Annotated in this window: 9 protein-coding genes; 3 read left to right on the top strand and 6 right to left on the bottom strand. The window is 45.0% G+C overall.

Translation table 11 applies throughout. The annotated features are described in order from the left end of the window. The first annotated feature begins 172 nt into the window (after positions 1 to 172). On the top strand, positions 173 to 2,923 hold the full coding sequence (locus D8S93_RS13075) for a M16 family metallopeptidase (protein ID WP_152813587.1): 2,751 nt from the start codon (positions 173 to 175) through the stop codon (positions 2,921 to 2,923). 88 nt (positions 2,924 to 3,011) lie between these two features. On the opposite strand, the gene D8S93_RS13070 is transcribed toward D8S93_RS13075, so the two are convergent. After that, a complete protein-coding gene (locus D8S93_RS13070) occupies positions 3,012 to 3,464 on the bottom strand; it encodes a bactofilin family protein (protein WP_080619267.1) in 453 nt (150 codons plus the stop codon). After that, positions 3,368 to 4,321 carry a M23 family metallopeptidase gene (locus tag D8S93_RS13065; RefSeq protein ID WP_005395595.1) on the bottom strand — a complete coding sequence of 318 codons (954 nt, stop codon included), beginning with the start codon at positions 4,319 to 4,321 and terminating at the stop codon, positions 3,368 to 3,370. Before D8S93_RS13065 ends, D8S93_RS13070 begins: the two co-directional genes overlap by 97 nt. Positions 4,322 to 4,749: 428 nt before the next feature. On the opposite strand from D8S93_RS13065, the gene D8S93_RS13060 reads away from it, so the two are divergent. Next, on the top strand, positions 4,750 to 6,504 hold the full coding sequence (locus tag D8S93_RS13060) for a hypothetical protein (RefSeq protein ID WP_152813585.1): 1,755 nt from the start codon (positions 4,750 to 4,752) through the stop codon (positions 6,502 to 6,504). An 89-nt stretch (positions 6,505 to 6,593) separates the two neighbouring features. Here D8S93_RS13060 and D8S93_RS13055 read toward each other — a convergent pair whose 3' ends face one another. After that, complete coding sequence (locus tag D8S93_RS13055) at positions 6,594 to 8,840, bottom strand: CehA/McbA family metallohydrolase (protein ID WP_152813583.1); 2,247 nt, start codon at positions 8,838 to 8,840, stop codon at positions 6,594 to 6,596. A 504-nt stretch (positions 8,841 to 9,344) separates the two neighbouring features. Between D8S93_RS13055 and D8S93_RS13050 the strand changes: the two genes are divergently transcribed. Further along, positions 9,345 to 9,554: a DUF3955 domain-containing protein gene (locus D8S93_RS13050; RefSeq protein ID WP_006740828.1), complete on the top strand. Its 210-nt coding sequence runs from the start codon at positions 9,345 to 9,347 to the stop codon at positions 9,552 to 9,554. Between the two features lie 16 nt (positions 9,555 to 9,570). On the opposite strand, the gene D8S93_RS13045 is transcribed toward D8S93_RS13050, so the two are convergent. The 3 genes from D8S93_RS13045 to D8S93_RS13035 all read right to left on the bottom strand — a co-directional run bounded on the left by D8S93_RS13045 (position 9,571) and on the right by D8S93_RS13035 (position 12,120). Then, positions 9,571 to 10,215: an START domain-containing protein gene (locus D8S93_RS13045; RefSeq protein ID WP_193621611.1), complete on the bottom strand. Its 645-nt coding sequence runs from the start codon at positions 10,213 to 10,215 to the stop codon at positions 9,571 to 9,573. Positions 10,216 to 10,294: 79 nt separating this feature from the next. Continuing rightward, positions 10,295 to 11,479, bottom strand: a complete 1,185-nt coding sequence (locus D8S93_RS13040) for a multidrug effflux MFS transporter (protein WP_152813581.1) — start codon at positions 11,477 to 11,479, stop codon at positions 10,295 to 10,297. Beyond that, a complete protein-coding gene (locus tag D8S93_RS13035; RefSeq protein ID WP_152813579.1) occupies positions 11,476 to 12,120 on the bottom strand; it encodes a recombinase family protein in 645 nt (214 codons plus the stop codon). The genes D8S93_RS13040 and D8S93_RS13035 overlap by 4 nt, the downstream gene beginning before the upstream one ends. Between the last annotated feature and the right edge of the window lie 71 nt (positions 12,121 to 12,191).

Genomic DNA, 12,191 nt, shown 5'->3' with positions numbered 1-12,191 from the left:
GTGTTATTTATCTATTTGTAAAGTAAGGATATGTCTATTTTTGTAAATGATAATTGATTTCATTAAAAGGTGATTTGCATCACGTTTGAGTAGTAAATAATCCATTAAAAATGTGAAGGTCATCGAACGAGGATTATATTAATCGGCTTAATCATTGTTATGGGCAATAGTTATGCGCAGTATATTGTTAGTCCCCGCGTTATTACTGTCAGGGTGTGCTCTGACACAACAATCGACGCCGATTCAGCCTGACGCCAACTGGCACGTGGACCAGTTATCGAACGGTATGAAATACCATCTTTACCCAACAAAAGACCAAGAAGTATCGGTCCGTTTGGTTCTGAATGTCGGCTCATTCCAAGAAGAAACCAATCAAAAAGGTTACGCTCACTTTGTTGAGCACATGGCGTTTAATGGCAGCACGCATTTTACCGGCAACGACGTTGTTAAACTTTTCGAGCAATCTGGTGGTAGCTTTGGTGCCGATATCAACGCCTTTACCACTTATCAGCAAACTTCTTACCAACTTGATCTTGCCAATAATACAAAGCTGGAAGATGCCCTGAAGTGGATGAGAGATATCGGAAACGGACTTCAGTTTGCTCCTGAACAAGTAGAGAAAGAAAAAGGGGTGATCCTTGGTGAATGGCGACGTGCTAACCCGGATGATAAGTCCTTTTCTATGCATGCTTATCAAGCGTCGATTGAAGGCACTATGTATGGTGAACACGACCCAATTGGTACTCGCGAAGCGATTCAAAATGCCTCATCAAGCAAGCTAAAAGCGTTTTACGACAAGTGGTACCAACCACAAAATGCCGAGTTGGTTGTGACCGGTAATATCGACGTGGATTCACTGTCCAATATTATCAAAAACAAGTTCTCTAACTGGGAAGGCACCTCGGATACCGTAATAGAGAAGCGCCGCGATATTCGAGTGAACAACGAAAACAGAATCTTGCCAAGTAGCACGATGGAATCACCAAGCCTTCATTTAGTGATTGAGCGTGGTCTAAGTGGCAGCACTACGATTGAACAACAGCATCAAGTGTGGCGTGATGAAGTCGCAACACAGCTAATTCAACAACGTCTGATCCGTGTACTTAATGATGCCGCTGAACCTTTTCAGTATGCTTATGCCCAGCCTTACTACTCCAACTACCAGCGCATGATGTCGGCAGGTATTTCGTTTGCGCCTGAGCGTCGTGAACAAATGCATCAAACTTTCATCAGCACGTTGGCGTCACTGAGAGATTATGGTGCGACCCAATCTGAGTTAGAGAGCATCATGTCAAATTGGCAAGGTGAGCTCGCAAATATTGATTCAGACTGGGACCAACGTAAGCCAAACAGTTATGCAGAAGCGCGCGTTTTTCAAATTGACCAAGGCAGTGTGAGTCAATCAAAAGAGAGTTACGCCCAGAGTTTGTCTGAATTCATCAACAACGAGAATCTAGAGAGCATTAACACGCAATTGAATGCCTTGTTGTCTGAGCAACCAATCTTTGTGATTGGGTTAGGGAAAAGTGAAACGTCAGCTCAGTTCAATGATGTATTTACCGATCTATACAGTGCCTACCTCCAAACGGGCGAAAAACCGTTAGAGATGTATGACAAAGTGGATGGATTCTTACAGCCTACTCAAGAAGGTACCATCACCAGCATGCGTCAGGAAGCGGGTGGCTTTCAAGTTTATACGCTATCAAACGGTGTCGAAGTGTGGTTCCAAAAAGATGCCAAAGCGGGTGGTCGAGCTTATATTTACTATGCGAGCCAAGGCGGTAAAGCCGCCGTTGATCCAGCGTTATATGCTGCGTATGAAATCGCCGCAACGACGGCGATACGCAGTGGGTTAGGGGCATTTTCTGGTTCAGAGTTAGACAGTTACTTACGCAAAAATAACATTGCGCTTAGCGCGATTCTCGATGCGACCAGTCACGGTTCACAAATTACCGCGCCAACAACGCATTTAACTTACGCGTTGAATGGGTTGTACAACCTAGCGACGGAGATCAAAGTTGACGAGCGCCAGATGGCGGCAGCAAAGCAAGAGTTTAAACAGCAGAGTGGCGCTTTTTTTGAATCGCCGATGGGAAAACTGATTCAGAAAGCAAACGGTAATTCTTATTTGCCGGGTAGTCGTCATCGTATAGTGTCCAGTGACGATGTGGAGCAAGTGACTTCTGAGCAAATATTGGCGGTGCATGAGCAACTTTTCAAAACCAATGATGGTTTTAAGATGGTCATTGTGGCAAATGTCGAGCCGGAAGAAATTACGCCACTCTTGCGTAAGTATGTGGCCTCTATCGAGATGAAACCGGGTCGTTCGATTGATTACCATGTTGCGTTCAACACCGACGTGCCGGCGCGAACAGTCGTTGCGGATGGTCATGAACCTTCATCGTTGTATGTAATGCGTTTGACTAACACGAACGATTACCAACGTACGGCAAGGGATACGGTTATCGAAGATATTTTGCAACGTATCAGTAATGCGCGTGTCTTGGATATTGTGCGAGAAGAGTCTAGTCTCGATTACAGCCCAAATATTTACACCGTGACGCAAGATCGCGAACCAATCTCTGATTGGCTCTTGGAATCTCAAGTTGAGCCCGAAGACGTGGCAGCTTTAGATAGCAAGTTAGGCAAAATGTTTGATGACTTGGCTTCGAACATCACGCAAAAAGAGGTGGATACGGCAGCGAAGCAATTGGCGGTAGCGATGCAAGGATTAGATGATAACCCTGCTCAGCGCGCATGGTCGTATACTCGCTACTTAGTGCATGATTACGGCGTCGATGTGTTACTTGACGTTGAGAAAGCGGCTAAGAGTGTGACATTAGAAGAAGTGAAAGCGCATGCGAGAGCAGCTTTTGGTCCACAAGCAAAGCGCTCGGTGATGATTTTAAACCCGGCCGAATAATCACTGTAGTTTCTGACGAAGCTTGTGTCTCTAGTAATAAAAAAGACGGCGTGAAAGCCGTCTTTTTTATGCACTTTAACCAAAGAGTTTATGCTGATTTACGCGCAGGTCGCTTTTCATTGTTGGTATTGTTTTCTTTCGTGCTGGCGTTTTCTTGAGCCTTTCCTTTCAGTGTCACCACTTCTTTTTCAGGTAATTCGGCCGCCTCACCAAAGAATTTACCACCAGGTTCGATGCTGAGGTTATTACTCCAGATCCTCCCACTTACACGTCCCTTGGCAAGTACTTGAATGTGTTCTGCGTGACAGTTACCATCCATCATACCATTGATGATCAGTTGCTTAGCGTAGATCTCACCGTTTACTCGGCCGCTTTCTGCAACGACGAGAGTGCCTTCTACATTAATTTGACCATCGACGATGCCATCAATCTGGACATCGTTTTCTACTTTGAGTTCTCCGCTAACAGCACAGCCTTTGGCGATGAGAGTTGAAGCTGCTGAGCTACTCGTTGTTCCACGGTTTTGATTAAAGATTCCCATCGTATTCTTCGCTCCTTAGTAAAAATGTCTTCGAAATCATTGAGGCTCCAATCGACAAATGGCTTCGGATTCAGTGCTCGCCCAACAAAACGCACCTCGTAGTGAAGGTGAGGGCCAGAAGAGAGCCCACTGTTGCCGGAAATTGCAATCAGTTGTCCTTTTTTGACGAACTGACCACTTTTTACTTTGAACTTTTTCAAGTGCGAATAAGAACTCGAAAAACCGAAAGAATGTTGCAGCCTGAGGAAGTTACCAGAGCCTTTATTGCTGCGGCGGGTGACTTCCACAACCCCATCTGCTGGGGCATAAACCTTAGTACCGGTATTCACGGCAAAATCGAGCCCGCGATGCATCTTAGCGACTTTTGTCACCGGATGAATGCGCTTACCGAAGCGAGAAGAGAGCCGCGCTTTACCGACCGGAGACCCGCTTGGTATTTGGTTTAACAACACCATGCGAACGTTCGACGTAATTGCCGCCGCATCAAGTCGGGCATCCAAATTATCCGTGGTAGTATGTTCTCCAACTCCAAGGACTTTCTCTAACTCTCCCAAACGCTCCGAAACAAGTTGTACTCGCTCTTCTCGCTCTGAGAGATCACTTTCCAGCTCGGATTTTAATGCTTTCAGTGTGCTGAGCTCTTCACCCATAGTGCGCGAATGTTCTGTCAATTCAGCTTGTTTTAACGCGGCATTATCGACGCGAGTGTACAAGTGATGAATTAAGATCGCGGTTGCGGCCAGAGCAATGACAAAAAAGCATAAAAACGTTTTTAGATTGCGTTGCATCCTTTTACTGAAGTACCAATGTCTGGAGCCATTGATGGTTGATATAGAGATCGTCAACTGGTCTTTCATCGTCTTCTACTGCTCGTATCTGGTATACGTCTCGTCACTGAGTTAATGGGAATGTAAGGAAAACGAACGGGGACCGCTAGAGGCAAATTGGAAAGAAGTGTCAGGCCGTGAGGCGTTTTCAGATATTAGATAAAAGACTCAATAAAGATTTAATATCCTAGCGCTTTTGGTCGTAGTTACTCCAAATCGCTTTATTGAACTGAAGATTTTGATTTGTAAGGTGGTTATCCGAGAAATTAGATTGTGAATATTGCCAATAGCATCCTCACGCAATTCAACTTACTTCACGGTTTACCTTATAAATGTTGGATAATTTATCAAACCGACATTCATTATATCGATAACTTGTTTATGATAGCGGTCGATATAAAAGTGCTATTCAAAGGCTTTAAACCTAAGCGTGATCTTTCGCTTAGGAACACATAACTATGACAACGGAGTTGGTCGTGAAAAAACTACTATTGGCTACAGCAGTGGTCGCAGCTGCAGGGGGCGCTGGCTACCTGTACCAAAACAATACTACGCCGAGTGATTCAGTATCACTACTTTCTCAAGTTCCTGCGGATTCGCTCATGGTGACGTATCAGACGGAACCTTTTAATCATTATAAATACATGAATGCATTTGGCACGGCTAACCAAGGCTCGATTGCTGAACTTTTTGCCGATGAATCACTTTCTCCACAACAACAGTTTGCCGTTAACTTGTTTGATGGATATCTGGAGAGCGCTGCATCGCCAGAAACGTTAAAAGCCTATTTAGGTACCGGAGAAAACATTAATCCTGTGTTGTACACAATCGGTATGGTACCGGTGTACAAATTGAAGATTGAAGACCCTGCCGCGTTATGGAAAACATTGGAGCACGAAGAGCAGATGAGCGGTGCTAAGCACGAGCTGGTTAAACTCGGTGAAGTTGAGTTTCGTCGTTACGAGATGACAGATTCGGTTGACCCGCAAGATGGCATTGGCTTGGTTGTTGCCGTGGTTGACAACGTACTTACGTTAACGGTTGATATTCCGCAACTAGGTGTTCAAAACCCGCTTAAAATGGCATTGGGACTTGAGTCACCAAGTCAAAACATTGCGGAGAGTGGACGCCTAGCGGCGTTGCAGGCTAAATACGGCGAAAACAATAACTCTTTCGGTTACTTTGATCACCGTGAATTGGTTAAAGGTTTGACGACGAAAGATGGTAATATCTTTGCGCGTCAAGTCAGCAAGCTGGATGCCATTGACCCTGAGCCGACTATTCAGGAGATGCGCTCACCAGCTTGTCATACTGAACTTACTCAAGTTGCAGAAAACTGGCCTCAATCCGTCGCATTTGCGGAATACAAGTTGAAAGGCGAGCAGGCATTCATTAAAGGTGCTTTTGTTGTTGAATCGAAAAATAAAGTGATTCTAGATGCGCTTAAGTCGATTCGTGGCGTTTTGGCGGAATCGAACAATGATAAGAGCTTCTTTAGCATGGCGCTTGGTTTAGACATTAATACGCTAGCGCCATCGATTGGTCAGATTTGGAGCGACTTGACTCAGCCTCAGTACCAATGTTCTGTATTGACTCAAATGCAGCAAGAGATGGGTGGCCAAAACCCAGCCGCAGCTGTGAGCATGGGCTCCGGCATGGTTAACGGCCTGAAAGGATTAAGCCTGCAAATGTTTGATATCCACGTTGACACTAATGCTCAGCACGGTGAAGTATTTAGCCAGCTAGATGGTATGTTGTCTCTATCTGCCAATGATCCAATGATGCTGATTCAAACCGCGCAAATGTTTGTCCCTGAACTTGCTCAATTACAAATTCAGCCGGATAACCAGCCAGTTAATGTCAGTGATCTGCTAGAAATGCACACAGGCTTGAAGATGGATGTGTTTGCTCGCTTAAACGAAAACCATTTTACGCTCTACAGTGGTGAGAATGCCGAAGACGCGAGCAAAGAAGTGATGGCACAACCACTTTCTCCAAATGGCTTGTTCAGTTTTGACTTCGATTCAGAACGCATTTTGGAAGTGTTGGAAAGTGCGTCAGCCGTGACTGGTGAGCCGTTACCTGATGATGTTATGAAAAGCTTACAAGGTGAGCTTGTTGGTGGTATGACGATGGATGTAACAGATCAAGGTATTGGTTTTGAGTTTGATTACCGTGGTGCGACCAAACCCGTGACGGTTGCACAGCAGTAAAACATCGAGTAGAAAAAGGCGGCCAGTGCCGCCTTTATTTCATCGTCGAACTCAGATTTGTTTACCATCGAGTCGGACATTCATCAAGATTATGACTGCAACCAAACAGGGTTACTCCAGGCTGTGCTGCCGTCTTTATCTTCGACTTCTAAACTTATCCATCCCTCTGCGTCGCTAGGTATAGGTAGCGACAACTCTATGCGTTGAGTATCAACTTTCGGGTTAATCGTCAGGGTATTCAGCACGTTGCCGCCTTTACCGATCAATCGAATTTCTTTTAGACCATCGGCTGCAACGACGTGGATATCCCACGTATCGCCAGCTGTTGCTGTTTCACCAAACATAATGTTTTGCGGATAAAGAATAGGGCCTTGTGTTGCGTAGCCATGGCCGGCTTTAAGTGCTTGCGCAAACTTCGACGGCGTTAGCTCTCCATCGACTCTTGCCATCATTCGAATCTGCCCCGTGAGTTGGTTCCACGCATCGTGGGTGTCGGTTCCCGCCGTAAAGTACATTGCTTCACCCAGGTCCCAGAGTTTATGCGCTTTCTTCAACGTTGGTTCATTGTCTACGCGCGCATTAAGCTCCATAAGGTCGAAGCGATCCGTTTTACCACCAGGGACTGCATTTTTAGCGATATTCGTAAAGTAGCCATAATCGTTGTATGGATGGTTCATCGGTACGACTTCAGCCCCCATCTCATGTACGGCGTTAAGTAACGTGTGAACGTCAGCAGTGCCAGGATCGACCTTTAGCTCGGCGCCATTATCGATAGGAAATGGGTTCATATGTCCCCATGATGGCGAAACTTCGATCGACGGGATGAAAGGCACGCCACGTTTCGCAGATAGTTCTGCAAACTTCTGGTGGTTAATGGTTGAGTCATGATCGCTAATGAAAGTCAGGTCAAGATCCGTTGCCAACTGAGCGCGCACAACAATTTCTGGCGGAGTAACGCCTTCCAACACGTTGCCATGATGGTGTAAATCTGCGCCATACCAATGCTGACGGTTAGGAAACGTCACTTGAGGCACTTCTACTCGTTGCTTCGTCGTTTTACCGGATGTTAGGGTTACGTCTAATGTTTGGGTTTTAGCTGTAAAGCCTCCACCAGAGTTGATACCTAATTTGTATTGACCGGGTGCCAGTTTTAGCTCCGCATGACCTGCAGGCAGCAGATCGGTAAAGAAGGTGCGTTTACCCAAAAATTCAACCGGTGGCGCTTGACCTTCAAGGATGGTGATTCTCGCATCTTTGGCCAGACCTGATGTTGCCTCTTCAACTTGAAGTGAGAGAGTTGCTGGGCGTTTTAGAGACGTAAAATCGAGTGTTTGCTCGCTATTTCTCGCCACTTTAATCGATTGCAGCTCGCTGTTTGCGTGACCAGTCGCTGTGCCGTAGATTTGGTACTCACCCTCAGGCAGCGCCATGCTGTACTGACCATCTTTGGCCAATGTCCAGGCATAGGGTTGTCCTTCTTTTTCGATCATCACGATAGCATCTTCAGGAACACGACCATTATCTGCGCGTAATTGGCCGTTGATGGTGCCTGTCGCTTGTCCTAGTCGGTCAGCTTCTGCCTTGACAATGGGGGCCATGTCTCCATTTGGAACCACTTGTAATCGGGACTGGAAAGTTCGGCTTTCACCTGCTTTCAAGGTATGCCCTAGGTACATGTCACGACCATTGTATTTGACGCGATCAAAATAAGGAGCATGAAGTGCAAAGGCCCAGTCTCGATCATAAGCGACCATGCGATCGGCGAGGGCATGGTCGGCCATGGATTCTTCTTTCCCTTCCAACCCCGGCACGGCAAATTGGTAGCCAGTGTCTGGCCAAATGGTGTGCCCTGATTCTAACGCGAGATCTTTTTTACCTTGGTTGGTCATGACCGTTTTAAGCGCAATTGAGTCAGATCCAGAAGCGAGTGTATACCATGTTGTGATATCAACGTTATCGAAGTTGCGGCTCACTTTAATGACCGCTTTATTGTCGCTGTCTTCGATAATTTCAATGGACTTGCGATCATTCGGCCATGCGGACCAGCTGTTAGGAATGAAGTCAGCAAAGGCAACACGGTCAAGATCTACTTTACCATCCTTTACTGCTGCCAAATCGACCAATGTTCCTCGCGGTACGCCCCATGGTGGTGCGGATTCAACAGCGAGAGCGAAGGCGACATGTTCGTTTTGAACGGTAATGTCTTGAGCGTGTGTAGCTTCGCCATCGGGGATCGTGGTCTTTCCCTGTGTGATACTCACTCCCGCATTCGCTGAAGTTCCAAGCAAAAGGCCAGAGATTAAAGTTGCCACTGCACTTTTTGAAAAATTATGCATGAAGACACTTCCTTTTTTTCATGATTTATTATGTGAGTTGTCGATGGCATTGTGCGTTAACTTGATTAGACGTTCAATTAAAAAAGCGAAAGAGATGAAGAGGTTAACTCGTTGCCATTATTGTTTTACAATTGACTTTTAAACCTTATGTTTTGATTTTAAAAGTTTTTTGTTGTTTGGTTTGTTTTTGCGTAGAGTAATAAAAATATTTAGAACACTAATTATTTTGGGAGGGATGTGAACGATTTTTGGCAGCATTGAGCAAACAAAATAATAACAATTACACTGTATATGTGAGAAAAAAGGTCAAGATAGTTCTGAGAACGCATATAATATTTTGAGTTAAATTTGACTTTTTATTCTTTATGTTTGGATTTTTATCTTGTCTCTGACTAAAAGACCTCTAATAAAGATTGGAGCAAACATAGAGCACTATTTTTTTTGAGTGAACTATATACGGTGGCAATATGTCGAAGACATATCAATTGATTGCTTGAGGTTTAGATGGGGTTTATTCGTAAATATAAACTGAGCATAGTTTTGTTTTTGAGTGGTGTGGCATGTTTAATTGCGTACCACGCTCAGGGCTCTTACGTAGATGAAAATGGCTTATTAGTAGAGTCATTTGGGTTTATCCCTTTGTTTTGGCTCTTTTTGGGGTTAGCCTTCGCCTCTTTTGTGGGCACTTTTTTCAAACACCGTAATCGTAATTAAAGAGCAAACGTGAAGTTTACTCCTTTATCTGAGGATGGGAGTATTGCTGATATTTTGGTAACTCTTTTCTTAGATTACTAAATGTTGCTCGTGCACTTTGTTTTGATAGTTTGTTGATTAGCCAGATTGGCAAAAGGCCTCCGGGGTTAGCAAACGCTTTGTAGTCAATGAGTGTCGTGCCATTAGTGAGCTTTTGTAATTCCCAAGTTGCAGCAACCGAACGAATGCGAACATAGCCCTTTTGTTCAGCAAGATATGAGTCTGGTGCGCTTTTGATTTTTATCGTGAACCCAAGCTCATCGACCCAATATTCAGAGTAGGTGAGCATATCACGATTTTTTGCAGGCCATGGCGCCGTAAATTGGGTATAAACGATGTTTTCGGTGGCTGATATTTGATTTAAAACCCGGCTATGACTGGCATTGTCAATCCAGTTCGGGATATTGTCACTATCTTCCAATAGCGTTAAAAATGCGCCATAGCTGGTGGGTGTGAACATCCGAGCACGAATCTCAACTAAACCGTCGGTATGCTCTCGAGAGTAGATAGTGATTCCGTTATCGTCACTATCAAATTGCCAGTACTCGTTGGCTTTCGCGGTGGTGCCAGCGGATATAAAAGTGGCGACTAGTAGTGCGCCAATTCGTAAATGCAACATCATGTTAGTACCCGCCAACTTATCCATAGTTAAAGCTTATACGATGTGTTCTTAATTGTAAGAACAATAGTAAGTCTTTTCGTTACTGTTCTGAAGGTTGCTCTGCTCCAAAACCTCGTAGAATGTTGGTGAGCGTTATTGCTGCAAACACCACAATAACGATTGATAGATGCCAGGCTTGGCTTAAACCAAGCTGTACCAATGTTAAGCTGACCAATGAGGATACGATCATTTGTCCACCTCCAGACATGGCTGCTGCAGCACCAGCCTGCTTTTTGTAGGGTTGCATTACCATGGCTTGCGCGCAGGGTAGGGCAATGCCGTTACCTAAGATCATTAATAGTTGCCCCAACATTAAATACAGCGGTTCTACCGGGCAGAAGAACAACCATATTGCAGCACTGAGATGCAGGAATGGACTACAAAGTAGCATTCTTTTGTTGCCGATAATTGGCCTTACTCGGTTACAAATCGTGGTGCCGCCTAACATACCTAAAGCGGGAATGAGTGCCCACATTGCGTATTGATCGGATGTCATGCCAATTTGGTCTTGCATGATAAATGGCATCACGGACACGGTCGTTATCATCAGGCTGAAGTTTAACCAACTGATGCTGGCAAAACTCATAAAGTAACGTGACGTCACCAAGTCTCGATACTGGAAAAGCATGTTGCGTGGTGACGGAATAACAGATCGTTTCGCTATGGTTTCTGTAAACTTAAAGGCGATGATTACCCAAGCGAGTGAGACATAACCTAGCAGTGAAATGAACACCATACTCCAACCAAAGTGGAAGTTGATAAAACCGCCAATCACAGGCGCAATGAGTGGCGTGATCGAAGCTGCCATAGCGATATAAGACATGGCGACAGGGAGCTCATCACCGCTAAATCTATCTCGAGTCGATGCTCTCGCGAGTACCGCGCAGCACCCAGTTCCTAAGCCTTGTAGAAAACGCCCCATCACCATGCCTGTGAAGGTGTCACTGAGGTAAATGATCATTAATAGACCAGACATCGCGATGAGCAAACCCGTCAATAGTACTTTTTTTCGACCCAAAGCATCCGATACCGGACCGTAAATGAACTGAGAGGGACCAAAACCGAGTAAGTAAATACTCACGAGCAGTTGGGCTTGATCAAGGGAGATAGAAAAGTCTTTTGCGATCCATGGCAAAGAGGGCATAACAAGCCCCATGCTCAATTGACCAACACTGATAATAAGACAGGCGAGTAAGATAGTGCGAAAGTTGATTGGGCGACTCATGATGGATCACCATCAGAATAACCTCTTTGCTTTCGTGTTCTGAGGCAGCCTTCATCATCAACTTCATTTAACTTAGATTTGACGCGTTTTACGGTAGATAGGCTGACATCACACTGCTCCGAAACACTCTTCAACGTATAGCCTTCTAACAGCAACGTTGCGATCTGTTGGTGTTTAGTTTTGTCTGCTGGGCGTCCGCGAAATTTCTGTTTCCACAAACCTGGTTGATCTTTAATGGCTTGCCGTCCTTGCTCTGCTGCATACAGGCGATGTTCAGTCTGCACTTTTCCATATCCAGATAGCACGGTGAGTAGCGTTTGAGTTTGAACAGAATCCGGTTCAAATGTGAGTGGTTCACAAACGGTTTTCAGTGTGACCCCTTTTGCTAGTAATACTTTTATTGTATTTAACGCCTGACTAAAATCTCGACCAAATGCCGTTAGCCACCAGAGCACAATCGTATCACCTGCTTTGACGATATTGAGTAGCTGTTGGAAAGCTTCTCGTTCTGCTGGAGGCATGCAACCGCGAACCTTATCCTCAAAATGTTGGGCATCAGGCACGAACGCTTTTAGGACACCGAGGTGCTCTTGATAAGCTCGATTCTTTGGCGAGTAACGTGTGTAAAGATAAGTAGCCATATGGACTATACGCCTTTTTAATTTGGTTCATATACTGTAATGGCTCATAAATATACAGAGGTTCATTAATG

The sequence above is a fragment of the Vibrio sp. VGrn 2 genome (assembly GCF_009361695.1).
In the GTDB taxonomy this organism is placed as follows: domain Bacteria; phylum Pseudomonadota; class Gammaproteobacteria; order Enterobacterales; family Vibrionaceae; genus Vibrio; species Vibrio diabolicus.
Note: the sequence above shows the minus strand (reverse complement) of the source record. Positions and strands in the feature narration are given on the sequence as shown.

Coding starts and splice junctions, on each gene's coding strand:
- D8S93_RS13040 (WP_152813581.1), bottom strand. CDS start 11,479: ATGAGTCGCCCAATCAACTTTCGCACTATCTTACTCGCCTGTCTTATT.
- D8S93_RS13075 (WP_152813587.1), top strand. CDS start 173: ATGCGCAGTATATTGTTAGTCCCCGCGTTATTACTGTCAGGGTGTGCT.
- D8S93_RS13065 (WP_005395595.1), bottom strand. CDS start 4,321: ATGAAAGACCAGTTGACGATCTCTATATCAACCATCAATGGCTCCAGA.
- D8S93_RS13035 (WP_152813579.1), bottom strand. CDS start 12,120: ATGGCTACTTATCTTTACACACGTTACTCGCCAAAGAATCGAGCTTAT.
- D8S93_RS13070 (WP_080619267.1), bottom strand. CDS start 3,464: ATGGGAATCTTTAATCAAAACCGTGGAACAACGAGTAGCTCAGCAGCT.
- D8S93_RS13060 (WP_152813585.1), top strand. CDS start 4,750: ATGACAACGGAGTTGGTCGTGAAAAAACTACTATTGGCTACAGCAGTG.
- D8S93_RS13055 (WP_152813583.1), bottom strand. CDS start 8,840: ATGCATAATTTTTCAAAAAGTGCAGTGGCAACTTTAATCTCTGGCCTT.
- D8S93_RS13050 (WP_006740828.1), top strand. CDS start 9,345: ATGGGGTTTATTCGTAAATATAAACTGAGCATAGTTTTGTTTTTGAGT.
- D8S93_RS13045 (WP_193621611.1), bottom strand. CDS start 10,215: ATGATGTTGCATTTACGAATTGGCGCACTACTAGTCGCCACTTTTATA.